This is a genomic window from Arsenicicoccus sp. oral taxon 190, assembly GCF_001189535.1.
GTDB lineage: Bacteria > Actinomycetota > Actinomycetes > Actinomycetales > Dermatophilaceae > Arsenicicoccus.
Genome location: NZ_CP012070.1, coordinates 418,311 through 442,211, shown reverse-complemented (window position 1 = coordinate 442,211; position 23,901 = coordinate 418,311). Strand labels below are relative to the sequence as shown.

Genomic DNA, 23,901 nt, shown 5'->3' with positions numbered 1-23,901 from the left:
GGGCGCCCGCCGATGGCTACCGGGCGTCAGGCTCACCGGCGCCGTGTGGTGCGGGCCGTGGCCGTCGCCGACCACGGGTCCTCCGGCCAGGGGTGCTTGGGGTAGCGGCCGCGCAGCTCGGCCCGCACCTGCTGATAGGGCCCATCCCAGAACGACCGCAGGTCGTCGGTGATCGCGACCGGTCGCCGGGCCGGCGACAGCAGGTGGAAGGTGATGGGCACCCGCCCGTCGGCCACCGTGGGCGTCGCCGCCCACCCGAAGCACTCCTGCAGCTTGACCTGCACCGTCGGGCGTGCGGTCGGTTCGTCGTATGGCGGGTAGCTGATGCGCACCTGCGAGCCGCTGGCCACCGTCAGCCGCTCCGGGGCGAGCTCGTCGAGCCGGGCCGCCTCCGGCCACGGCAGCAACCGGCGCAGGGGCTCGGTCAGGTCGACCCGGTCGGCCGCCAGACCCCGTGCCAGGGCGTCGATCTCGGGGCCGAGCCACTCGTCCAGGCGGCGCGCCAGCGCCGGGTCGGACACGTCCGGCCACGGCTCGCCGAGGTGGGCGTGCAGCAGCGCCAGGCGATCTCGCAGCGCGGCGGCAGCCGGGGACCAGGTGAAGACGTCGATCCCCTTGTCCTGCACCGCGTTCCGCACGGCATCGCGGACCGCGTCGTGCACGGCAGCAGCCTCCGGGCCGGGCGCAGCCCCACGTCCGCCACCTGCCTTGGCGCTCACCGGGGTCGACGACAGCTCGATGGCCCCGAGGGCGCGCACCTCCCGGGCCCGCACCCGGCCTCCGACGAGCTCGGCGCGGACCTCCTGCACGAGGAGGTGCGCTGCGGCCAGCTCGGCCGTGTCCTGGTCGAGCGGTGCCGCGGCTCGGATCACGGCACCGGTCCCGGCCGTGGCAGGGCCCGTCGCGCGGGCCACGTCCGCGACGGCCAGCCACTCCTCGTGCTGCAGCGAGCTGCCCTGCGGAAGCGCGGCTCTCGTGCCGCTCGCCAGCAGCCAGGTGTCGCCGACGCGGCGCGCCACGCGATGCGGGCCGGCTAGCGCCACGACCAGCCCGACGCCGTAGGCCGTGCCGAGCGCCGCCGCACCGAGACCGTTCCTGCCCGTCCCTGCCGCGCCGGTCTCCTGACCCGCCCGCACGCCCGGGCCGACCTCGGGCACCAGTCGGGCCAGACGGCGGGCCTCGGCGCGCCACCGACCCGACTGGTGCCCGAGGTCGCCCGACCGCAGCTCCCGCAGCAGCGCGGTCAGGTCGGCCCCCGGGGACCGCAGGTCTTCGGAGACGGCGGCCACCACCTCCGCGGCGAGCTGCGGCCCCACCAGGCTGGATCCGACGGCGAGGCTACGAGCGAGCCTGGCGCTCACCGGGATCCTCGACAGTGCGCGGCCCTGCGCGGTCACCTGGCCGGCCTCGTCGACGGCGCCCAGCTCGCGCAGCGTCGCCTCGCCGGCCCGCACCGCGACCGCGGGTGGGGGCGCAGGCAGCCGGAGCCCGGCGCCGCGCGGGGTGCCCCAGCACGCCAGCGTCAGCAGCGCGTCCGTCAGGTCGCTGGTCGCGATCTGGGGGGTGACGTGAGCGGGCATGGCGGCATACGTGGCCTCGTCGTAGCAGCGGACCACGGCGCCCGGCCCCAGCCGCCCGGCGCGACCGGCGCGCTGGTCGGCCGAGGCGCGCGAGCACGTCACCGTGACCAGGCCGGACATGCCGCGCCCGGTGTCGCGGCGCGGCTCGCGCGCCAGGCCCGCGTCGACGACGAGCCGGACGCCGGGGACGGTGAGCGAGGACTCGGCGAGCGAGGTCGAGACGATGATCCGCGGTGGGTCACCCGGTTCGCGGCCACCGACCGCTCGGTCCTGCTCCCGCGGCCCGACCTGGCCGTGCAGCTCCAGCACCGTTGTGCCACGTGTGATCTCGCGGAGGCGACGCGCCACCTCGCCGACCTCCCACGCGCCGGGCAGGAAGACCAACGCGTCGACCGCCGGGTGGGCCGCCACCGCCGAGGCGTACGCCTCGGCGGTCACCTGCGCCACGTGCGTGAGGAACTCCCGGCGCACCCCGCGCGCGTCGGTGCGCGCCGCGCCACCGCCTGCCGGTCGCCACGTCACCGCCACCGGGTGCAGCGCCGACGGGCAGTCCACGACCGGGGCCGCCTCGTCGCCACCGAGCAGCCCCGCGAACGCCGCCGCATCCACCGTCGCGGACATCGCGACCAGCACGAGGTCCTCGCGCAGCTGCCGCAGGTCCGTCAGCAGCCCGACCAGCAGATCCGTCTCCAACCCCCGCTCGTGGACCTCGTCCAGGATCACCGCGGCCACGCCCGGTATGGCGGCGTCCGCCAGGAGCCGGCGCAGCAGGATCCCCGGGGTCACGACCTCGACGAGGGCAGTTGCGTCGCAGCGACGTTCGCCCCGGACGGTGTAGCCCACCCGCTGTCCGAGCGGGGTCCCCGTCAGCGTCGCGAGGCGGGCCGCAGCGGCACGGGCCGCCACCCGGCGGGGCTGCACCACGACGACGCGGCCGGGCGCCCGGTCGTCCGATCGACGACCCGTCCCCGGGCTGGTCGCGAGGGCGCCCACGTGGTTGGCCACCGCGGGCGGCACCAGCGTCGTCTTGCCGGTGCCGGGCGGTGCCTGCACCACGGCGACCCCGCCGGCCATCGCGTCCTGCAGCAGCGGCACCGCGGTCGCGAAAGGCAGCCCGACGCCGATCCGGTCCAGGTCGAAGGGTGGCTGGGCCGTCACGCCGGCGAGGCTCCTCGGAGCGCCCCGTCATCGGGGCCCCCACGCCCCGCGTCACCGGGTCCCCCACGCCCCGCGTCGCCGGGGCCCACGCGCCGGGCTTCACCATCGGCCCCATCGGCCCCATCGGCCCCATCGGCCCCATCGGCACCCCCGCCCTCACCCGCCGCCAGCAGCGCCGGCACCACCGCCTCGGTCAGCAGCGGCGCCAGGTCCGGCGGCAACGCCCCCGCCGGGTCGAGCCACCGGATCTCGGCGATCTCGGCCGCAGCCGCCACCGGCTCGGCGGCACGGAAGGCGGGGGGAGCGGCATACGTCCAGCAGCGGACCAGGTGACCCGGCTCGTTGGCGGCGTCGGTGGTGAAATCGCCCACCAGCACGAGGGACTCGGGGTGGACGACGAGGCCGACCTCTTCCTGCGCCTCGCGGGCCGCGGTCACCGCCGGGGCTTCGCCGGGCTCGAGCTTGCCCCCTGGCAGCATGAACCGCTCGGTCCCCGCCTTGCGCACCGTCAGCAGCCGGCCGCCCGGGTCGCGCACCACCACCGCTGCCACTGTGATGACCCCGCCGGAGATCGCCGGGTGGGGTGTGAGCATGCCCACGAGGGTACCCCCCTGCCAGTCTGCTCCCAGCCTGTGGCACTATTTGGCACGGCATATCCCGTGAATAAATGGAGGGGCGATGAGCCTCAAAGAACCTCGAACCACCGGGGCGACCGTCGAGCGCGGTCACGTCTCGCGCCGCGACAAGCGGTGGTGGATCGCCCTGATCTGCGTCGTGCTCGGGTCCTTCGGCGTGCTGCTGTGGATGGGCAAGCAGATCGACACCAACAAGCCGCCGATCCCCGCGCACGTGGTCGCCGCCGACGGCAGGGAGCTCTTCACCGGCGACGACATCATCCACGGCCAGCAGGTCTGGCAGTCCCTCGGTGGCCAGGAGATCGGGTCGGTGTGGGGCCACGGCGCCTACGTCGCGCCCGACTGGACCGCCGACTGGCTCCACCGCGAGGCCACGACCTTGCTCGACCAGTGGGCCCGCCAGGAGGGCGGGACCACCTACGACAAGGCCACCGTGGAGCGCCAGGGCGCCCTGCAGGCCCGGCTCAAGCAGGAGCTGCGCACCAACACCTACGACGCCCGGACCGGCACGGTCACCCTGTCCGGCGCGCGAGCGCACGTCTTCGACACCAACGCCGCCCACTACACCGCGATGTTCGCGGGCGGCCACGTCCACTACGCCATCCCCAAGGGCACCCTCACCGACGCCGCCGACGCCAAGGACATGATGGCGTTCTTCTGGTGGACCAGCTGGTCGGCGTCGACGGACGCGCCGGGCAAGACCGTCACCTACACCCAGAACTGGCCCCACGAGCCGCTCATCGACAACGTCCCGCCGGCCGACAACGTCCTGTGGAGCATCGTCAGCTTCATCCTGCTGCTCGCCGGGATCGCCGGGATGGTGTGGTACCACCAGGCGCACGACGCCGAGGACCGCGACGAGGACCACGTCCGGTCGATCCCCAGCAAGGACCCGCTCCTCGGATACCGCGCCACCCCCTCCCAGCGCGCCACGCTCAAGTACTTCTTCGTCGTCGGGCTGCTCTTCATGCTGCAGATCGCCTGCGGCATCATCGGCGCGCACTACGGCGTCGAGGGGGGCGCGCTGTTCGGCATACCGATCGACCAGGTCCTGCCCTATGCCGTGGTGCGCACCTGGCACACCCAGCTCGGCATCTTCTGGATCGCCACCGCGTGGCTCGCCACGGGGCTCTACGTCGCGCCCGCCGTGGGTGGCCGTGAGCCGCGGCTGCAGCGCCTCGGCGTCAACGTGCTCTTCGGCGCGCTCCTGGTCGTGGTGCTCGGCTCGATGGCCGGTGAGTGGCTGTCGATCATGGGCAAGATGGGCCACGGCAACGCGCTCAACTTCTGGCTCGGCACGCAGGGATACGAGTATGTCGACCTCGGCCGCGCCTTCCAGATCGGGCTCTTCGTGGGGCTGTTCCTGTGGTTCGCGCTGATGTGGCGGGGCCTGGCACCGGCGCTGCGGCGCGCCAAGGCCACGGGCGCCGGCCTGGACCCGAGCGCCGAGGCACCCCTCGCGTCCGGCACCCAGCGCTCGCTGACTGCCATGCTGCTGATGAGCTGCCTGGCCATCGCCGGGTTCTACGGCGCGGCCTTCGGCGTCGGCCACTCCACGCACCTGTCCATCGCGGAGTACTGGCGCTGGTGGGTCGTGCACCTGTGGGTCGAGGGGTTCTTCGAGGTCTTCGCCACCACCGTGATCGCCTTCCTCTTCGCCCGGCTCGGGCTGATCCGCGCGGCGACGGCCACCACCTCGGTCGTGTCCTCGACCACGATCTTCCTCGCCGGCGGGATCATCGGCACCGCGCACCACCTCTACTTCACGGGCTCGCCGTCGCCGGTGCTCGCCCTGGGCGCCGTCTTCAGCGCGCTCGAGGTCGTGCCGCTGGCGCTGGTCGGCTTCGAGGCCTTCCGTAACCTGCGGCTGCTGCGCGTGCGGGAGTGGGTGGCCGGCTACAAGTGGGCGATCTACTTCTTCGTGTCCGTGTCGTTCTGGAACATGCTGGGAGCCGGCGTCTTCGGCTTCCTCATCAACCCGCCGATCTCGCTGTTCTACGTGCAGGGCCTCAACCTGACGCCGCTGCACGGCCACACCGCGCTGTTCGGGGTCTACGGCATGCTCGGCATCGGCCTGATGCTCTTCTGCATCCGCTCGCTGATGCCCGGCCGCGAGTGGAACGACCGCCCGATCAAGTGGGGCTTCTGGCTGCTCAACGGCGGGCTCCTCGCCATGGCCGTCATCTCGCTGCTGCCGCTCGGGCTGGCCCAGGCGTGGGCGTCGGTGCAGCACGGCCTCTGGTACGCCCGCAGCGAGGAGTTCCTCTACACCCCGGTCCTCACCGTGGTGCGGTGGCTGCGCGTGCCGGGCGACGTCATCTTCAGCCTCGGGGCGCTCGCGATCGGGGTGTTCATGGTGGGCCTGCTCACCGGGCACTCGCTGCGTGGCCGCGCCGACGACGTCGAGGCCGGCGAGGTGCTGAGCGCCGACAAGGAGCCTGCGCTCCACGAGTGAGGTATGCCGGAGCCCCGGCGACCGCGGCCGGTCGCCGGGGCTCCGTCGCGTCGGCGTCTCCGTCCCCCGTCTGCGCCGCCATCCCCGGTCTGTCTGGCCAACTCCGGTCTGGAGCTGCAGCTCAAGACGGGGGACGCGGGCACAGACGGGGCAGGCAAGTGCAGATGGCGGCGCGGGTCGGTCTGCGCGGCCATCCCCGGTCTGGGATTGCAGCTCAAGACGGGGGTCGTAGGTCAAGACGGGGGCTGTAGGTCAAGACGGGGGAGGCAGGTGCAGACGGCGGCCCGGCTCGGTCTGCCCGGCCATCCCCGGTCTGCCTGGCCATCCCCGGTCTGCCTGGCCAACTCCGGTCTGGGGCTGCAGCTCAAGACGGGGGTTGTAGGTCAAGACGGAGGTTGTGGGTCAAGACGGGGGACGCGGGTGCAGACGGAGGGGCGGTGGGCACGGCCAGGCCGTATGGCGGGCCGGACCGTCAGACCCAGGCGCGCTCGCCCAACGGCGTGCTGGCGGCGGGCACCCGCTCGGCCTCCGGCACCGGGCCCGGCGCCGTGCCTGACCCCCAGGGGGTCCCGCCCAGGCCTTGGCGGCCGCTGGGCTCGAGGAGGCCGGCCAGGTCCGGGCCCTTCGGGACGACCTTGGTGGGGTTGATGTCGGTGTGCACCACGTAGTAGTGCTCCTTGATCTGCACGAAGTCCGTGGTGTCGCCGAACCCGGGCGTCTGGAACAGGTCTCGCAGGTAGGCCGCCAGCACCGGCATCTCCGACAGCTTCTGCCGGTTGCACTTGAAGTGGCCGTGGTAGACGGCGTCGAAGCGGACGAGGGTGGTGTAGAGCCGCACGTCGGCCTCGGTGATGTGGTCGCCGACGAGGTAGCGCCGCTCCCGCAGGTGGTCCTCCAGCCAGTCGAGGGCGTGCCAGAGACGGTCGTAGGCGTCGTCATACGCCTGCTGGTCGGCGGCGAAGCCGCAGCGGTAGACGCCGTTGTTGACCTCCGTGTAGATCCGGCGCATCAGCGGTTCCATCTCCTCGCGCAGCGCCTCCGGCCACAGGTCGGGGGCACCGTCGCGGTGGTGCTCGCGCCACTCGGTCGACAGGTCCAGGGTGATCTGCGGGAAGTCGTTGGTGACGACCTGCCCGGTCGGCACGTCGACGATGGCCGGCACCGTGATCCCCTTGGGGTAGTCCGGGACTCGCGCGTCGTAGGCCTCGCGCAGCAGGTGGATCCCGAGCACCGGGTCGCGTCCGTCCGGGTCGAGGTCGAAGCGCCACGACTCCTCCCCGTGGGTGGGCGACACCAGGCCGAGGGAGATGACGTCCTCCAGCCCGAGCAGGCGCCGGACGATGACGCTGCGGTGGGCCCAGGGGCAGGCCCGCGCCGCCACCAGCCGGTAGCGGCCGGGCTCGACCGGCCAGCGCATCGCCCCGACCCGCTCGCCGGTGGGGTCTCCCGCAGGCGCGTCGGAGGTGATGCGGTCGTTGATGTAGCTCTCGTCCCGCTCGAAGGCGCCGGCGGTGGAGGCGTTGCGTGCGTCAGCCATGCCCTCACCATGCCCCAGGAGGGGCGGGTTCAGCACCGTCGTGCCACTCTCCGCCGCATGCCCGGCCCATCATTAGGCAAAAGCTTATGAGTATGCCGTTATCAGCGGCAGCCTTCAGGGTTTCGGGTGAGCTCGAAGAGGTAGGGCGTCGCCATGCCGCGCAGGTCCATCGCCCCCATGACCACGTCCGGCCCGACCCTCCGGAAGGCGTCGAGGATCGGCTGGTGGTCGTAGACCAGTGTCGCGGTGCTCACGCCACGAAAGGTGCTGACCCGCAAACGGCCTCGCGGTCTGGTCGTCCCCAGCATGGGCGCCACGGCGTGAAAACCCGCCACGGCCACCCGAGCTCGCAACAACGGTGCGCACGGGATCATGAGGGACAACGGGATTCGGACAGGGTCGAGCTCCTGGCACCCGCCGTCTCGGCGGCGGAAGACCAGCGGGTGCGCGTCGTCAGGCCCCCCGAACCACTTGCCCCACCACCCCAGGGGCTCCAGGATCCCGGACAGCGGGTGTTCGGTGCTCAGCTCGCGGCCCCGCCACCATCCCCGCAGCTCCTCGACGCCCACGGGGCCCAGGGCGTCGTAGCGAGCGAGAAGCGTCGCGTCCTCACCCGACCTCGTCACGCCGCTGCCCGTCCTCGAGATAGACGCAGCCGCCGTCCGCCTCCAGCGCGGCCGCCACGCGCCGGCGAACCCGCTTGCGCAGCAACGACAACGCCTCCTCCACCGGGGCGAACCGGTGCTCGGCGATCTCCTCCTCCTGCAGCCGGATCCTGCCGGCCTGGCGCCGCGTCACGGTGCCGCAGTGGAAGAGGAAGCGGATCCCCAGCTGCTCGTCACGCTTGGCGCCGCGGGTGTCTACGACGGCCAGGCGCCCGTCGGTGACCTCGATCCCCGTCTCCTCCAGGACTTCTCGACGGCAGGCCTCCCACGGCGTCTCCCCGTCGGCCTCCATGACCCCGCCGGGGATCGTCCACCCGGACTTGTAGGTCGGGCGCAGGATCAGCAGCCGGCCCTGCTCGTCGAGGAGCACCGCTCCGCAGGACACCGGGATGGTCGGGTCGGTCCAATCGCTCACCCCCGCAACCTACCCGGCAGGGCCGCGCCCATTCCGGGCGCGCGCCGACGGTGTTGCGACCACCAGACCGTATGCCGCCCGCGTCCTCACTCCGCCTCGCGGGTCGCCCGCACCGCCCATGCCGTGAGGACCGCGGCGACCGGCAGCTCGACGGCGGCCATCAGCAACGACGTGGGCAGGTCGGACGCCGCGGCCGTCGCGCAGTCGAACCACGCGTCCAGCACCAGGGCGACCGCGGTGGCGAGCCCGGCCGCGGGCGCCAGCCGGTCGTGGCGGTGGAGCAGCCACGCCGTCGCGGCGAAGAGCCCGGCCAGCAGCACGTCGAACCCGGCCCAGGCCGCAGCCCACCGGTCGACGGTGTAGCTGGCCGGCAGGGAGTGCTGCAGCACCAGCGTCCACGCGGCCAGCCCCAGCGCCACCGCACCGAGCGCGGCCGACAGGACGACGCGGACGTCGGGGCGGGGGAGGGCGATGGTCTCGGTGCTCATGACATCAGCGTGCGCGGGCCGCCTTCCGACGCCCTGTCGCGATGCTGTCGAGGGCCTGTGAGGGCGGGCGGCATACGACAGGTGGCCGGGCACGCCGAGGCCCGGCGGCCGGGGGAGGGCCGCCGGGCTCCGGCAAGGGTGTCAGGGGTGAGTGTCAGGAGGTCGGCGTCAGGAGGCGGCTCCGCTGGTCGCCGCCCCGCTGGGCGCCTGCTGACCAGGCTGCTGGCCCTGCTGGCCCTGGTCGCCGCCGCGGCGGCCGGCGCCCTGGTCGCGCTGCGTGATCGTCTTCAGGTCCTTCGAGACGTCGAAGAAGACCTGCTGCCCGGCCTTGGTGCCGAGGGCGTCGTAGGAGCCGTCGGGGTCCTTGCGGACCTCGGTGATGGTGACCGAGGAGTCCTTGGCCGTCACGGCGTCCTTGACCTTGGTGGCCTCGGCTCCCGTCACGGCGGTGTCCTGCGAGCCCCCGTGGTCGCCCCGGCCGCCGCGCCCGCCGCCGCTGTCGACGGTCACCGTCGCGTAGTCGGCGGACACCTCGACCCGGACCTGCTGGCCGGCCTTGGTCCCGAGCGCGTCGAACGACCCGTCCGGGTCCTTCTGCACCGTGGTGACGGTGATCGCGGAGTCCTTGGCCGTGACGGCCTCCTTGACCTTGGTGGTCTCCGCGGCGGAGGCCGCGGTGTGCTGGTGCGGGGCGTGCCGGCCGTCGCCGCCGGAGGACCCGACGGCTCCGGGGGCGCCGTAGCCTCCGGCCGCGGGGGCGCCGTAGCCGTAGCCCGTGGCGCTCGTGGTGTCTCCGCTCGTCGCGGCGCTGGCGGCGGCTGCTCCGCCGGCGATCATGAGGCCAGCCGCCGCCACGGCGGCAGCGGTCAGCGTGCGGTTGGTAGGCATCGTGTACTCCTGCTGGGTCGAGTGGGTCGGGTGCCGGGGCACCAGCGGGGCCTCTGCCCGCCACCCCTCACGCTCCGGGTCGGGCCTGTCGGGACCCTGTCAGGGCGGTGGGTCGCACCTACGAGCAGCGGCGCCTCCCTGTGCCTCTCGAGCCCGTATGCCGCGGATGCCTCTCGAGCCCGTATGCCGCGACCGGGCCCCCGCCCCTCCCTGGTCGTGCGGGGAGGCGGGGGCCCGGATCGGCATACGGCTCGGTCGGGGTCGCGATCAGACGGCGTAGCCGGCGGGCGCGGCGCCCGGGGTGCTCGAGGGCGTCTGGCCCGGCCCGCCCTGGCCGCGTCGGCCCCAGCCGCCGGTGCGGACCTCGACGGTCGCGAGGTCCTTGCTGACCTCGACCATGACGCGCTGGCCGGCCTTGGTGCCGACGACGTGGAAGGACCCGTCCGGGTCCTTCAGGACGCGCTCGACGGTCACGGCGGAGTCCTTGGCCTTGACGGCGGCGGTGACCTTGGCGGTCTCGTCGGCCGTGGCGGGGGTGTGGCGGCCGCCGTGCCGGCCCTCGCCGCGGTGCCCGCCGCTGCGGACCTCGACGGTCGCGAGGTCCTTGCTGACCTCCACCCGGACGCGCTGGCCGGCCTTGGTGCCGACGACGTCGTAGGACCCGTCCTGGTCCTTCAGGACGCGCTCGACGGTCACGGCGGAGTCCTTGGCCTTGACGGCGGCGGTGACCTTGGCGGTCTCGTCGGCGGACGCCGCGGTGTGGCGGCCACCGCCGCACCCGTGCCGGTCGCCGTCGCCGGACATGCCGTAGCCCGACATCCCGTAGCCCGCGCCGTAGCCGGACGCCCCGTTGCCGGTCGCGGCGGGCGTGCGGCCGTTGGCCGCCTGGGCAGCTGCGGCTCCGCCCGCGATCATCAGGCCGGCGGCGACGACGGCGCCGGCGGTGAGCATGCGGTTGTGGTCGGACATGCTGACTCCCTGTCGCGGTGGGGGTGCCGGCGCCAAGGGGGTCGGCGTCGGCACCAGGCGCCGGTGGGTGCGGCGCCAAGGTCAGTGTGCCGCGCCGCCCTGTCGTGACGCTGTCGCGAACCTATGGATCACCTGTCAGGTGCGGTCAGAGGTAGGACCGCATCGCCCGCAGCGCGCTCGCGCCGTAGCCGCCGCCGAAGAGGATGGCGTGCACCAGCAGGGGTGGCAGCTGGTACCACGACACGCGGTCTCGCCACCCGTCGGCGAGCGGGAAGGTCTCGTCGTAGGCGCGGAAGACCTCGGCGCCGAAGCCACCGAAGAGCTGCATCATCGCCAGGTCGACCTCGCGGTGGCCCCACGAGGCTGCCGGGTCGATGAGCCAGCTGCCACCCGCCTTGTCCACCAGGCGATTGCCGCCCCACAGGTCGCCGTGGATCAGGGCCGGGGGCTCCGGCGGTCCGCACAGTTCGTCGGCCCGGGCGGCGAGCCGGTCGACCAGGGACGTGGCGACGGGGTCGATCCGGCCCTCGCGGACCGCGCGCTCGGTCAGGGGCCGCAGCCGCCGCTCCACGAAGAAGTCGCACCAGGAGTCGGTCGGCGTCAGGTCCACCTGCGCCGAGCCCAGGTAGCCCGCCAGCGCACCGTCGATCGCCCCGAAGGTCGGGTGGGTCGCGCGGTGCAGACCGGCCAGCCCCTGGCCCAGGGCCTCCTCCGTATGCCGCCCCGCCCGCCCCTCCTCGATCCACTCCAGGACCAGGCCGCTCGCGTCGGAGCGCACCACCTCGGGGACGCCGATCTGGGCAGGCGCGTGCTCCCGCAGGATCGCCAGCCCGGCGGCCTCCCGCTCGAAGAGGTCCGGCGTCGGACGCTCCTTGGTCTTGAGGAAGTAGGTGCCGTCGCGGGTGTCGAGGCGGTAGGCGAGCGCGATGTCGCCACCGCTGAGGGGGGTGGCGCGGCATACGTCCAGGCCGGCGACCAGCGACTCGGGCAGGTGAGGGGACATGTCTCCTCCCTACCCGCCCGGCGGGCCGCTCAGGCCAGGGACAGGAAGAGCTTCTCCATCGCCGCGAGGTCGGCCTCGCGCTCCGGGTTGTCCTGGACCAGGCACTGCTGCAGGCCGGTCGAGATCAGCGCGAAGCCGGCTCGGTCGAGCGCCTTGCTGCACGCCGACAGCTGCGTGAGGACGTCGCGGCAGTCCTGCTCCTCCTCGATCATGCGGATGACGGCGGTCAGCTGCCCCTGGGCGCGGCGGAGCCGCTTGAGGACGGGGTCGAGGTCGTCGGCGGGGAGCTGCATCGGTCACCGACCCAGCAGGCGGCCGAGAAAGCCGCCGCGCCTGGTCGGCTGCTCCGGGTGGCCGGGGCACCACTGGCCGGCGGGGACGGACCGCTGGACCTGGTCCACGTGCTGGCCGCAGCCGGCCCAGGTGGTCTTGCCGCAGGTCTTGCAGGTGACGGGGCGACACATGTCGGTCTCCTTCAGGGGTGGGGTGTGACGGGCTTCATCACGGAGCATATACCCCCAGGGGTATGCTGGTCTCATGAACATCGTGATCATCGGAGGCGTGGCCGGCGGGATGTCCGCCGCCGCCCGGCTGCGCCGCCTGGACGAGTCGGCCACCATCACCGTCGTCGAGCGCAGCGGGCACGTGTCCTTCGCCAGCTGCGGCCTGCCCTACCACGTCGGCGGCGTCATCGAGCAGCGCTCGTCGCTGCTGCTGCAGACGCCGGAGTCGCTGCGGGCGCGCTTCGACCTCGACGTGCGGGTCCGCACCGAGGCGGTGCGGATCGACCGCGACCGGCGGGTCGTCGTGGTCCGCTCCCTCGCGGGTGGCGAGGAGAGCGAGCTGCCGTATGACGCCCTCGTGCTCGCCCCCGGCGCCCGCCCCGTGCGGCCTCCGATCCCGGGCATCGAGCGCGCCCTCGCGCTGCGCAGCGTGGAGGACACCGACGCGATGGTGGCCGCCGTGGCGGGGGCACGCACCGCCGTCGTGGTGGGCGGGGGGTTCATCGGTGTCGAGACCGCCGAGAACCTCCTGCGCCGCGGCCTCGCCGTGACCATGGTCGAGGCGACCCCGCAGGTCATGGCACCCCTCGACCCGGAGATGGCCGCCCCGGTCCACGCCGCCCTGCGCGAGGCCGGGGTCGACCTGCGCCTGTCGACCTCGGTCACGGCCATCGGTGAGCAGGACGTGGAGCTGTCCACCGGGGAGCGGGTCCCCGCCGACCTCGTGGTCGCCGCGATCGGGGTCCGTCCCGACACCGCCCTCGCCGAGGCCGCCGGCCTCGCGATCGGTGAGCGCGGCGGGATCGTCGTCGACGACCATCTCCGCACCAGCGACCCCGCGATCTACGCCGTCGGCGACGCGGTGGAGAAGGCGGACGCCCTCGACGGTTCGGCGATGCTGGTGCCGCTCGCCAACACCGCCAACCTGCAGGGACGCCGCGTCGCCGACCTGATCGCGGGCCGCGACGTCCGGGACCGGCCGGTCCTCGGGACCGCCATCGTCGGGGTGCTCGGTCTGCAGGTGGCGACCGTGGGGTGGAACGAGAAGCGTCTCGTCGCCGCCGGCCGCCCCCACCGGGTCATCCACACCCACCCGCTCTCGCACGCCGGCTACTACCCCGGGGCGCAGGGGCTCGCCCTCAAGCTGCTCGTCGACCCCGGCACCGACGCGATCCTCGGGGCCCAGGCGGTCGGCCGGGACGGCGCCGACAAGCGCATCGACGTCATCGCCACGGCCATGCGCGGGGGCCTGACCGCGAGCGACCTCGCCGAGCTCGAGCTGGCCTACGCCCCGCAGTTCGGCTCCGCGAAGGACCCCGTCAACATGCTGGGCTTCGTCGCCGAGAACCTCGCCACCGGCCTCGACGACTCCCTCCAGTGGCACGAGGTCGAGGACGCCCAGCGGCGCGGCGCGACCGTGCTCGACGTGCGGACGCCGCGGGAGCACGCGGCGGGCGCCATACCGGGGGCGGTGAACCTGCCCGTCGACGAGCTGCGGGACCGCCTCGCCGAGGTGCCCGAGGGAGAGCTCGTCGTCCACTGCGCGGTGGGGGTCCGGGGGCACGTGGCGACCCGGATCCTGGCCGCCGAGGGCCGGGCCGCGCGCAACCTGGACGGCGGGTACGCGACCTGGGCCGCGGGCGTCGCCGCGCGATCCTGACGCGGGGACGGCGTTGGGACGGTGCTGACAGCGCTGCCGGCGTCGCCGCCAGGAGACCGGGTGGACCTGGTACAACAAGGCATGGGCACGACGACGCACCCGGTGACCCCGATCGAGGACTACGCGATGCTCAGCGACATGCGCACCGCGGCCCTGGTCAGCCGGGAGGGCTCCATCGACTGGCTCTGCCTGCCGCGGTTCGACTCCGAGGCGTGCTTCGCCGCGCTCCTCGGTGGGCCCGACAACGGCCGCTGGCTGCTCGGGCCTGCGGCGGCCGCCCGCACCACCCGCACCTACGAGGCGGGCACGCTGGCGCTGGTCGCCGTGCAGGAGACGGCCGGCGGCCGGGTCCAGGTCGAGGACTTCATGCCGACCAGCGACGACGCCACGCACGTCGTGCGCCGCGTCACCGGGCTGGCCGGGGAGGTGGTGATGCGCCACGAGTGGACGCTGCGGTTCGGCTACGGCCAGGTGCGGCCGTGGATCCACCGGCTGCCCGACCATAGCGACCTCGGCTGCGACCAGATGCTCGTCGCGACGGCCGGCCCGAGCTCGGTCCTGCTGCGCGGCCCACGGCTGCCGCGCGCCGAAGGGCGCTCGCACACCGACGAGTTCGCGGTCCGCGCGGGGGAGACGATGACCTTCGTCATGTCCTGGTGGCGCTCCTACCAGGACCCGCCGGAGCCCTTCGACGTGGCGCGGGCGCGGGCCCAGACGCTGGACCACTACCGCGGCTGGACCCGCCACGCCGGCTACCACGGCGCCTACGCCGAGGCGGTGCGCACCTCGCTCGCCGTGCTGCGGGGCCTGACCGACCGGGACACCGGCGGGATCGTCGCGGCGGCCACCATGGGCCTGCCCGAGCAGCTCGGCGGCGCCCGCAACTGGGACTACCGCTACTGCTGGCTGCGGGACGCCTCGCTGACCCTCGCGGCCTTCCTCGAGTGCGGCTACCGGCACGAGGCGCGCACCTGGCGGGACTGGCTGCTGCGCGCCGTCGCCGGCGACCCCGAGCGGATGCAGATCATGTATGCCGTCGACGGCCGCCGCGACCTCACCGAGCGCACCCTCGACCACCTGCCCGGGTATGCCGACTCCCGCCCGGTGCTGCTCGGCAACGCCGCCTCCGACCAGCAGCAGCTCGACGTGCTCGGCGAGGTGATGAGCTCGCTGCACGTCGCCCGGCAGCACGGGCTGGCCGAGACCGCCGACTCCTGGGCGCTGCAGGTCGCCCTCGTCGACCACCTCGCCGAGACCTGGGACCGCCCGGACAACGGGCTGTGGGAGATCCGGGGCCCCGCGCGCCGGTTCACCCACTCCCGGGCGATGGTGTGGTGCGCCCTGGACCGCGCGGTCAAGGGCGACGAGGAGCACCACCTGGACGGGCCGGTGGACCGCTGGCGCGCCGTGCGGGACCAGGTGCGGGACGACGTGCTGTCCCGCGGGGTCAGCGAGGCCGGGCACTTCCGCCAGCACGACGAGACCGACGAGGTCGACGCGTCGCTGCTGCTGCTCGCCCCCATCGGGATCGTCGCGGCGGACGACCCCCGATACGTCGCCACGGTCGCCAAGGTCGAGCAGGACCTGCTTCACCACGGACTGGTGCTGCGCTACCGCACCGCGTCCGGCGTCGACGGCCTCGCCGGCGACGAGAGCCCCTTCCTCGCCTGCTCGTTCTGGCTGGTCACGGCCTATGCGCTGCTGGGGCGGCGGGACGACGCGGTCGCGCTCATGGACCGCCTCGTGGGGCTGCGCAACGACGTCGGGCTGCTGTCGGAGGAGTACGACCCGGTGCACGAGCGGTTCGTCGGCAACGTGCCGCAGGCGTTCTCGCACCTGGCGCTGATCGACGCCGCGACGGCGCTCGCCCCGACCGGGCCGTCGCGCCCTTGACCGGTCGCGGTCAGAAGCCCGCCGGCAGGTGCGGCGCGTAGGGCTCCTCCAGCGCGGCGATCTCCTCCTCGCTCAGCGTCAGGTCCAGGGCAGCGACCGCGTCGGCCAGGTGGTGCGGCTTGGTCGCGCCGACGATGGGCGCCGTCACCGCGGGCTTGCTCAGCACCCACGCCAGGGCGACCTGCGCCATGGGCACGCCCCGCTGCTCGGCGACCCGCTGGACGGCGGCGACGATCGGGGCGTCGGTGTCGGCATACAGCGTCTTGCCGAAGGCATCGGTCTCGGTGCGCCGGGTCGACTCGCCCCACGGGCGGGTCAGCCGGCCGCGCGCCAGCGGGCTCCACGGCAGCACGCCGACGCCGGTGTGCGCACAGTAGGGGTGCATCTCGCGCTCCTCCTCCCGCTGGAGGAGGGAGTACTGGTCCTGCATGGACACGAACCTCGTCCACCCGCCGAGGTCCGCCGCGTGCTGCATCTCGGCGAGCTGCCAGGTCCACATCGAGCTCGCCCCGAGGTAGCGGACCTTGCCGGCGCGCACGACGTCGTGCAGCGCCTCCATCGTCTCCTCCACCGGGGTCCCCGGGTCGAACCGGTGGATCTGGTAGAGGTCGATGTAGTCGGTCTGCAACCGGGTCAATGACGCGTCCACCTGCTCCAGGACCGCCTTGCGCGACAGCCCGGAGCCGCCCGGGCCGTCGTGCATCCTCCCGTTGAGCTTCGTGGCGAGGACGATGTCCTCGCGTCGCGAGTGCGCCCGTATGGCGCGCCCGACGAACTCCTCCGAGCTGCCCATCGAGTAGATGTTGGCGGTGTCCCAGAAGGTGATCCCGAGGTCGACGGCCTGCGCGAAGAACGCCTGCGCCTCGTCCTCCGGCAGCGCCCACGGGTGGCCGCCCCGGGACGCGTCGCCGTAGCTCATGCAGCCGAGGGCGAGGCGGCTCACCCGCAGCCCGCTGGTGCCCAGTCGCGTGGTCTCCATGGGCTCGACTCTAGGCGCCGGGCGAGGGTGGCTGCCGGGCGCCGGGCGACAAGCCCGGGGCGCCCGGGCGAGGATGAGGCATGCCTGTGCCCCTGCCGCGGACCGTCGACCGCGCCCCCGACAGCCCCACCTGGCTGCGCACCGAAGCCACCATCGCCGGGCGGCTGCTCGTCGTCGGGGTCGCCACGCTGGCGGCGGGCTGGGTGCTGCTGCAGCTGGGCGTCGTGGCCGTGGCGGGCTTCCTCGCCTTCGCGCTGACGGCGATGCTCTGGCCCGTCGTGGCGCGGCTGCGCCGCTGGATGCCGGGCGTGCTCGCGGCGCTGCTGGCGGTGCTCGCCGTGGTGGCCCTGCTGGTGGGGCTGCTGTGGTTCGTCGTCAGCCAGGTGATCGCCGCGATGCCGCAGCTGGAGGGCTCGGTGATGGACGGGCTGTCGTCGCTGGACGCGTGGGCCGCGAGCCGCAACATCACGCCGTCGGGCGAGCTGATGGACCAGGCCGTCACCATGGCGCAGCGCCGGGCCGGCGAGATCTTCACCGGTGTGCGGGCCGTCGCCCGCAGCAGCGCCCGCTTCCTGCAGGCGACCGGGACGCTGCTGCTCGTCACGGTCTTCGGGACCGTCTTCGCGCTCGCCGGGGGGCGTGAGCTCCCGCGGACCGTGCTCGGCTGGGCACCGGCGGCGCGCCGCCGCGAGCTGGACGGCGCGGTGCGGTCGTCCTTCACCACCGCCCGCTGGTGGATGTGGGCCTCCACGGTGACCGGTCTCGTGGACGGCGTCTTCATCGCCCTCGGGCTGGCGCTGCTGGGCGTCCCGCTCGCGATCCCCATCGGGGCGCTGACCTTCGTGCTCGGCTTCATCCCGCTCATCGGCGCCACCGTCGCCGGGGCCGTCGCCGTGGTCGTGGCGCTCGTCTTCGGTGGCGTGACCACCGCGCTCTTCGCGCTGGTCGTGGTGATCCTGGTGCAGCAGGTCGAGGGCAACGTGCTGTCGCCGCTGCTGCTGTCGCGCGCCATGAGCTTCCCCCCGGTGGTGACGCTCTTCCTGTCCATGGCCGGCGGGGCGGCGCTCGGGATGGCCGGCATCTTCCTGGCCGTGCCGGTCGCCGGTGTGGTCGTGGCCTTCCGCAAGGGGTGGGTCGAGGCGCGGCAGGACGACGCCGACGAGACGAGCTCCCGTGAGGGCAAGCGCCCGAGCGATGACGCGAGCGACGAGGCGGCGCAGGACGATTCGAGCGACGAGGCGCGCGATCAGGCAGGGCAGGAGGGCTCGGGCGACGATTCGAGCGACGAGGTTTCGGACCCGCCGGCCGACGCGCGGGGGCGCTGAGCGTCGGCCGCTCAGACCACCCGGCGCGGGTCGTCCAGGGCCACCACCTGGCTGGCCACGAGACGTCCCGCGGCGATCTGGAGCACGGCATACGTGCCGTGCGGTTGTCGTCGCCGGTCGGTGGGGGAGCCGGGGTTGAGCAGGTGGACCGCCCCCTCCGGCTCGTCGAGGGGGATGTGGGAGTGGCCGTAGACGACGAGGTCCGCGTCCGGGAACCTGCGCCGCATCCGCCGGTCGCGCCCGGCCCGCGGCCCGGCGTCGTGGATCATCGCCACCCGCAGGCCGTCGAGGTCGAGCTCGAGGGTCTCGGGGGCGCCCCAGGCCGCCACGGCGGGTCCGTCGTTGTTGCCGAGCACGACGTGGACCGGGGCGTGCTCGGCGAGGGTGTCCAGCACCTCCGGCGTGCACACGTCGCCGGCGTGGAGCACGACGTCGGCCTCCTGCAGCGGCGCGAGGAGCTCGACGGGCAGGCCCTTCCAGCGGCGGGGGGCGTGGGTGTCGGCGAGGACGAGGACGCGCATGACGTCATCCTGCCCCGGCGCGAAGCCCGTGGCCGCCCGCGCCCGGGTATGGCATGGTGGGGGCGGCGCGGTCGAGCGCCCAGCCTGCACCTGGACCCCAGCTCCGGTGCGTCGGCGAAGGGGAGCAGATCCTCCGGCCACACCCGTCGTCCACGTCATCACGTCCGACTGCGTCGACACGCTGGGGGTGCGCTGCGCAGTCGTGAGGTGCGACATGACCGACGACAAGGACTTCAAGGCGATCGTCCGGGCGCGGATGCGCGAGACCGGGCAGCGCTACACCGCGGCCCGGGCCGACCTGTTGGCTCCCCCTGACGGGCCCGTCCCGCAGACCCCGCCCCCCGAGCACGACGAGGCGTATGCCGCCGCCCACCGCGAGCACCGACGCGTCGTCGACCGGTTCTTCGACGGGGAGCGGCTCGTCTCGATCCCCGTCAAGCGCAAGGTGCGCGCGTCGATCCTGCTCGAGCTGGTGGCACTCTTCGAGCCAGGCCGTCGCTACAGCGAGCCGGAGGTCAACCACGAGATCCTCGGTCGTGTGCACGAGGACTACGCCTACCTGCGCCGCGAGCTCGTCAACTACGGCTACCTGCACCGGGACTCGGGCATCTACTGGCTCCCCTCGTGGCCGCCGCTGCGCGACGCTGCGTGGGGGCAGGAGCTGCCCGAGTGGGAGGCCGTCTGGCTCCCCGGCTACCTGGCCGGCACGGAGCGGCGCCGATAGCCGGACGGACCGACACGTCGGGCCGTCGACCACGTGGTCGACGGCCCGACGTCAGGGCAGCGCGGTCCGTGTCAGCGGGCCGGCGGGATCTGGTAGCCCGGCCTGCCGGCGGTCCCGGCCGCCCGCAGCGCCGACCGGCCGACGGCGCTCGCCGCCCGCGCCAGCGCGGTGGGCGGCTCGCCGGAGATGCGTGGCGGCATGATGACCACCGGGCAGTCGGCGGCGTAGACGAGCCGCTGCGCGAAGGCGGTGCGGCCCGGCATACCGCGGGGTGCATCCACGACGAGCAGGTCCGCGTCGCGAGCCGCCTGCAGGAGGGCCTTGCGGCGCCCGCCGCGCACGGTCACGAGCTCGGCCCCGTTGTCGGGGCCGAGGACCGCGGCGACGTCGTCGGCCAGGGACTGCCTGACCTCGGACTCGACGTCGGTCGAGACCGCGACCCGCCCGGTCGAGATGCCGGACGGGGTGGCCTGCGGCGAGGGGACCTTCCACGCCCGGACCGCCACCAGCCGGCCGCCGTGGGCTGCGGCCTGGGACGCCGCCCACCGCAGGCCCGCGGGGGAGCCGGAGGTGGCGCTGACGCCGACCACGACGGTGTAGGGGTGCTCGCTCACGTCCACCACCTCAGACCGGGAGCCGCGTGGACTCGTTGCCGTGCTCGTCATAGCTGGTGAGCGGCGGCGCGATCTCCTCGAGCGACTTGCCCTCGGCGTCGACGCCCCACTTCATGGCGACCAGTCCACCCAAGAGCATGATCGCCGAGGCGATGATGTAGCCCCAGAACATCGGGCCGCGGTCCTTGCCGTCCCCGATCAGCCAGCCGTAGAAGACCGGTCCGAGCGAGCCGAAGACCTGGGCGATCGCGAAGAAGTAGGAGATGGCCTGCCCGCGGACCTCCAGCGGGAAGATCTCCGAGACCGTCAGGTAGCCGGCCGACGCGCCCGCGGAGGCGAAGAAGAAGGCCACGCACCAGAAGGCGGTGTGCGTCCACGCGGACAGCATGTTGGCCTGGAACATCCACGCCGACACGGCCAGCACGATCCCGGCGAAGGCGTAGCAGCCGAAGATCATCTTGCGCCGCCCGACGGTGTCGAAGAGCGGGCCGAGCAGCAGCGGCCCGAGGAGGTTGCCGATCGCGAAGGGGAAGAAGTAGACGGCCGCGTTGGCTGCGCTGAGGCCGTAGAAGTTCTGCAGCACCAGGGAGTAGGTGAAGAAGATCGCGTTGTAGAGGAAGGACTGCGTGATCATCAGCGTCGCGCCGAGGAAGGTGCGGCTGGGGTACATCGTGAAGAAGACGTAGCGCAGCTGCTTGGGCGTCAGGCCCTCGCGCGCCTTGATCCACATGCCGTCGTCCTCGTGGATCCGCGGCAGCTCCTTGCCCTGGCTGCGGATGTCCTCCTCGATGCCGGCGACGATCTCCTCGGCCTCCTTGCCGCGCCCGTGCGTCAGCATCCAGCGCGGGCTCTCGGGGATGTGGCGTCGCAGGTAGATGATCCCGAGACCCAGGATCGGGCCGAGGAAGAAGGCGATGCGCCAGCCGATGTTCTGGTCGAAGCGGCTGGTGTCCAGCAGCCAGGCGCTCGCGACGGCGCCGAGCATGGCCCCGAACCAGTAGGTGCCGTTGATGGCCAGGTCGACGCGGCCGCGGAACTTGCCGGGGATCAGCTCGTCGATGGCGGAGTTGACGGCGGAGTACTCACCGCCGATGCCAGCGCCGGAGATGAACCGGCAGACGTAGAAGATGATCGCGTTGGGCGCGAGCGCGGCCAGCGCGGAACCGATCAGGTAGACGAACAGCGTCAGGACGAAGAGCTTCTTGCGGCCCAGCGAGTCGGTCATCCGCCCGAAGGTCAGCGCCCCGACGACCTCACCGATGAGGTAGACGGTGGCGGCCAGGCCCACGTCGGCCGGCGTCATGTGCAGCGACTTCTCGAAGCCGCCGGCCGCGACGATCTGGACCTCGAGTCCGTCGAGGATCCACGCCGTGCCGAGGCCGAAGATGACCATCCAGTGGAATCGTGCCCACGGCATCTTGTCCATGCGTGCCGGGATCATGCTGAGCATCGGCTTGTCGTCGGTGTGAGCAGCCGTCATGGGTGCCTCCTTCCAGTCGGTCCCCCCGAAGGGGTGGTCGGGCGGGCGTTGCCCTCGCGGCAACCTACGCCCCGGGCCTCTCCGGTGGAAGGTTCATCTCCGAGCGGGCTGGCAATTAGGCCGAGCGAGTGACACGTATGGCGCGATTGGTGCGGCCGGACGGCGCCGTCGACCTGGCCGGGGATCCCCACGGGGGGGTGGAGGTGGGGGACCTATCATCGCGGCATGACCTCGGCCGAGACCTCGCAGCGCGACCGCACGGTGACCGGGGGCGGCCCGGCGGGGGAGGCGCGGTGAGCGGCGGGCACGACCACGGCCACGGACACGCTCACGGCTCAGGCTCGACCGACCGGCATCGGCTTGCCGTCGCGCTGACCATCACCGCCGTCATCCTGCTCGCCGAGGTCGCGGGCGCCGTGATCACCGGGAGCCTGGCGCTGCTCGTCGACGCGGCCCACATGCTGACCGATGTGCTCGGGCTCGTGGTCGCCCTGGTGGCGGCGACGCTCGTGGCGCGCCCGCCGTCGGCCCGTCGCACCTGGGGGTGGCAGCGCGCCGAGGTGATCGCGGCCGCCGCCCAGGCCGCGATCCTGCTGGTGGTGGGCGTGTATGCCACCGTCGAGGGGGTGCAGCGGCTCGCCGCGCCGCCCGAGGTCGCGGCGGGCGGCATGGCCCTGGTCGGCGCGCTCGGCCTGGCCGGCAACGTCGCGTCGCTGCTGGTCCTCAGCGGGGGCCGCGACAACAACCTCAACATGCGCGCGGCGTTCCTGGAGGTGCTCAACGACGCGCTGGGGTCGGTGGCGGTGCTCGTCGCGGCCGCCGTCATCGCGCTGACGGGCTGGGCCCGGGCCGACGCCGTGGCCGGCCTGCTGGTGGCGCTGCTGATCCTGCCCCGCGCGGTGATCCTGCTGCGCCGCTCCGGGTCGATCCTGCTCGAGACCGTCCCGGCGGGCCTCGACCTGCAGGACGTGCGCCGACACATCCTCGAGGTGCCGCACGTGGTCGCCGTCCACGACCTGCACGCCTCGGTGGTCGCCACGGGCCTGCCGGTGCTCACCGCCCACGTCGTCCTGGACGATGAGTGCTTCACCGACGGCCACTGCGCGCAGATCCTGGACCACCTGCAGGAGTGCGTGGCCTCCCACTTCGACGTCAGCGTGGAGCACTCGACCTTCCAGCTGGAGCCGGCCGGCCACGCCGAGCACGAGGGCCGCACCCACGGCTGACCGCCGGTCCGCAGGTGGTCCCGCCATCCCACCGCCGGTGACGGTGGACGCGTAGGGTGAGCCCGCCGCAGCCCACCGTCGGGCGACGGCTCGCAGGACCAACCCGCAGGACGAACGAAGCGGGACCAACCAAGCTGGACCGACCAAGCTGGACCGACCCAGCGGGACGGACCAGGCTGGGCCAGGACCGCGCCGACATGGCAGGCAGGTGACATGCGCAGCACGCCGCACGGACCGGCCCCGGACCAGCGACCGCAGCCGTCGTGGGCCGGGCCCCGGCTGGGGTCCCGCCAGCAGTCGGGGGAGTCCCTCCTGCTGCCCACGATCGCGGTGGCCGTGGCGGCCGTCGTCTACGGCTTGCTGCCCGACCCCCTGCTCCTGCTGCCCCGGCTGCTGATCCCCGGCATCGAGGGGGTGCTGCTGGTGGCGCTGGTCGCGACCCACCGGTGGCGCACCCCGGCCCTCACCCGGTGGTCACGGGTCCTGTCGATCGTGTTGTCACTCATCGTGATCGGGACCAACCTGGTGGCCCTCGGCCTGATGGTCTCCTCGCTCGGCTCCGACGCCCCGGGCCCCGCGATGCTGCTCGGCGCGATGCAGGTCTGGGTCACCGGGATCATCGGCTTCGCGCTGCTCTACTGGGAGCTGGACCGCGGCGGCCCGGTGGCGCGGCACACCTGGCCCCGCGAGGTGGTGCCGCTCGCGGACTGGAGGTTCTCCCAGGACGAGAACGACGACGCCGTCACCGAGGTCGCCGACGGCGCCAGCAAGAAGGCAGCCTGGATGCCGCACTTCATCGACTACGCCTACCTGTCGCTGACCAACTCGAGCGCCTTCAGCCCCACCGACACGATGCCGCTGAGCGCCCGAGCCAAGGCGCTGATGGGGCTGCAGGGGACGGCGGCGTTGCTGACGTCGCTGCTGGTGGTGGCCAGGGCGGTCGGGTCGATGTCCGGCGGGGGCGGCTGACGGCATACGGGCTGGTCGGGAAGAGGCGACGGGCTCTCAAGCCGCTCCACTGATGAAGGGCCCCAGGGGCGTGGGCCCGCCGATGTATCGGGATTGGGGAACGCTGGATCGCGTATGCCGCACTGGCGTTCCCCAATCCTGGGCAGCGGCCACGGCAGGACGCGGCGACCCGAGTGACGGCATACGGCCGGGGTCTCGACGCGCACCCGGGCGC

At 73.4% G+C, this 23,901-nt stretch carries 22 protein-coding genes and 1 pseudogene; 7 read left to right on the top strand and 16 right to left on the bottom strand.

Annotated features, from left to right (window positions below; translation table 11 throughout):
* Window positions 1-32: 32 nt before the first annotated feature.
* On the bottom strand, window positions 33-2,738 hold the full coding sequence (gene hrpB / locus ADJ73_RS02085) for an ATP-dependent helicase HrpB (RefSeq protein WP_050346892.1): 2,706 nt from the start codon (window positions 2,736-2,738) through the stop codon (window positions 33-35).
* Window positions 2,735-3,331, bottom strand: a complete 597-nt coding sequence (locus ADJ73_RS02080; RefSeq protein ID WP_172669686.1) for an NUDIX hydrolase — start codon at window positions 3,329-3,331, stop codon at window positions 2,735-2,737. Before ADJ73_RS02080 ends, hrpB begins: the two co-directional genes overlap by 4 nt.
* 85 nt (window positions 3,332-3,416) lie before the next feature.
* Here ADJ73_RS02080 and ADJ73_RS02075 point away from each other — a divergent pair, with 85 nt between their 5' ends.
* Window positions 3,417-5,828, top strand: a complete 2,412-nt coding sequence (locus ADJ73_RS02075; protein ID WP_050346891.1) for a nitric-oxide reductase large subunit — start codon at window positions 3,417-3,419, stop codon at window positions 5,826-5,828.
* Window positions 5,829-6,300: 472 nt separating this feature from the next.
* Here the strand turns inward: ADJ73_RS02075 and ADJ73_RS02070 are convergent, their stop codons facing one another.
* From ADJ73_RS02070 to ADJ73_RS17110, 10 genes and pseudogenes are all read right to left on the bottom strand, one after another.
* Window positions 6,301-7,365 (bottom strand): glutathione S-transferase family protein, encoded by a 1,065-nt coding sequence (locus tag ADJ73_RS02070; protein ID WP_050346890.1) that lies wholly within the window; start codon window positions 7,363-7,365, stop codon window positions 6,301-6,303.
* A gap of 101 nt (window positions 7,366-7,466) precedes the next feature.
* Window positions 7,467-7,619, bottom strand: coding sequence for a DUF4334 domain-containing protein (locus tag ADJ73_RS17415; protein ID WP_253272641.1), 153 nt, complete (start codon window positions 7,617-7,619; stop codon window positions 7,467-7,469).
* A 222-nt stretch (window positions 7,620-7,841) separates the two neighbouring features.
* Window positions 7,842-7,934: pseudogene (locus ADJ73_RS17750) on the bottom strand (GXWXG domain-containing protein); the annotation flags it as partial.
* Between the two features lie 40 nt (window positions 7,935-7,974).
* Window positions 7,975-8,445, bottom strand: a complete 471-nt coding sequence (locus ADJ73_RS02060) for an NUDIX domain-containing protein (protein ID WP_050346888.1) — start codon at window positions 8,443-8,445, stop codon at window positions 7,975-7,977.
* Window positions 8,446-8,531: 86 nt separating this feature from the next.
* On the bottom strand, window positions 8,532-8,933 hold the full coding sequence (locus ADJ73_RS02055; RefSeq protein ID WP_050346887.1) for a hypothetical protein: 402 nt from the start codon (window positions 8,931-8,933) through the stop codon (window positions 8,532-8,534).
* Window positions 8,934-9,101: 168 nt separating this feature from the next.
* The gene (locus tag ADJ73_RS02050; RefSeq protein WP_050346886.1) at window positions 9,102-9,821 is read right to left on the bottom strand and encodes a hypothetical protein; all 720 of its coding nucleotides are present in this window, start codon (window positions 9,819-9,821) and stop codon (window positions 9,102-9,104) included.
* A 267-nt stretch (window positions 9,822-10,088) separates the two neighbouring features.
* On the bottom strand, window positions 10,089-10,790 hold the full coding sequence (locus ADJ73_RS02045) for a hypothetical protein (protein ID WP_050346885.1): 702 nt from the start codon (window positions 10,788-10,790) through the stop codon (window positions 10,089-10,091).
* 145 nt (window positions 10,791-10,935) lie between these two features.
* A complete protein-coding gene (locus ADJ73_RS02040; protein WP_050346884.1) occupies window positions 10,936-11,793 on the bottom strand; it encodes a fructosamine kinase family protein in 858 nt (285 codons plus the stop codon).
* 29 nt (window positions 11,794-11,822) lie between these two features.
* A complete protein-coding gene (locus tag ADJ73_RS02035; RefSeq protein WP_050346883.1) occupies window positions 11,823-12,086 on the bottom strand; it encodes a metal-sensitive transcriptional regulator in 264 nt (87 codons plus the stop codon).
* A gap of 3 nt (window positions 12,087-12,089) precedes the next feature.
* The gene (locus ADJ73_RS17110) at window positions 12,090-12,257 is read right to left on the bottom strand and encodes a hypothetical protein (protein ID WP_172669685.1); all 168 of its coding nucleotides are present in this window, start codon (window positions 12,255-12,257) and stop codon (window positions 12,090-12,092) included.
* Window positions 12,258-12,330: 73 nt separating this feature from the next.
* On the opposite strand from ADJ73_RS17110, the gene ADJ73_RS02030 reads away from it, so the two are divergent.
* On the top strand, window positions 12,331-13,956 hold the full coding sequence (locus ADJ73_RS02030) for an FAD-dependent oxidoreductase (protein ID WP_050346882.1): 1,626 nt from the start codon (window positions 12,331-12,333) through the stop codon (window positions 13,954-13,956).
* An 81-nt stretch (window positions 13,957-14,037) separates the two neighbouring features.
* Complete coding sequence (locus ADJ73_RS02025; protein WP_050346881.1) at window positions 14,038-15,849, top strand: glycoside hydrolase family 15 protein; 1,812 nt, start codon at window positions 14,038-14,040, stop codon at window positions 15,847-15,849.
* 10 nt (window positions 15,850-15,859) lie between these two features.
* Here the strand turns inward: ADJ73_RS02025 and ADJ73_RS02020 are convergent, their stop codons facing one another.
* Window positions 15,860-16,828, bottom strand: coding sequence for an aldo/keto reductase (locus ADJ73_RS02020; RefSeq protein ID WP_050346880.1), 969 nt, complete (start codon window positions 16,826-16,828; stop codon window positions 15,860-15,862).
* A gap of 80 nt (window positions 16,829-16,908) precedes the next feature.
* On the opposite strand from ADJ73_RS02020, the gene ADJ73_RS02015 reads away from it, so the two are divergent.
* A complete protein-coding gene (locus ADJ73_RS02015; RefSeq protein WP_050346879.1) occupies window positions 16,909-18,153 on the top strand; it encodes an AI-2E family transporter in 1,245 nt (414 codons plus the stop codon).
* Window positions 18,154-18,164: 11 nt separating this feature from the next.
* Here the strand turns inward: ADJ73_RS02015 and ADJ73_RS02010 are convergent, their stop codons facing one another.
* Window positions 18,165-18,674, bottom strand: a complete 510-nt coding sequence (locus ADJ73_RS02010; protein ID WP_050346878.1) for a metallophosphoesterase family protein — start codon at window positions 18,672-18,674, stop codon at window positions 18,165-18,167.
* Between the two features lie 214 nt (window positions 18,675-18,888).
* Here ADJ73_RS02010 and ADJ73_RS02005 point away from each other — a divergent pair, with 214 nt between their 5' ends.
* Entirely contained in the window at window positions 18,889-19,398 is a 510-nt protein-coding gene (locus tag ADJ73_RS02005; protein ID WP_050346877.1) for a DUF2087 domain-containing protein, read from the top strand.
* A gap of 71 nt (window positions 19,399-19,469) precedes the next feature.
* Here the strand turns inward: ADJ73_RS02005 and ADJ73_RS02000 are convergent, their stop codons facing one another.
* Window positions 19,470-20,012 carry a universal stress protein gene (locus ADJ73_RS02000; protein ID WP_172669684.1) on the bottom strand — a complete coding sequence of 181 codons (543 nt, stop codon included), beginning with the start codon at window positions 20,010-20,012 and terminating at the stop codon, window positions 19,470-19,472.
* A gap of 10 nt (window positions 20,013-20,022) precedes the next feature.
* The gene (locus ADJ73_RS01995; RefSeq protein WP_050346875.1) at window positions 20,023-21,492 is read right to left on the bottom strand and encodes an MFS transporter; all 1,470 of its coding nucleotides are present in this window, start codon (window positions 21,490-21,492) and stop codon (window positions 20,023-20,025) included.
* Window positions 21,493-21,785: 293 nt separating this feature from the next.
* Between ADJ73_RS01995 and ADJ73_RS01990 the strand changes: the two genes are divergently transcribed.
* The gene (locus tag ADJ73_RS01990) at window positions 21,786-22,718 is read left to right on the top strand and encodes a cation diffusion facilitator family transporter (RefSeq protein ID WP_050346874.1); all 933 of its coding nucleotides are present in this window, start codon (window positions 21,786-21,788) and stop codon (window positions 22,716-22,718) included.
* 213 nt (window positions 22,719-22,931) lie between these two features.
* A complete protein-coding gene (locus tag ADJ73_RS01985; RefSeq protein WP_253272640.1) occupies window positions 22,932-23,687 on the top strand; it encodes a hypothetical protein in 756 nt (251 codons plus the stop codon).
* The last annotated feature ends 214 nt before the right edge of the window (window positions 23,688-23,901 follow it).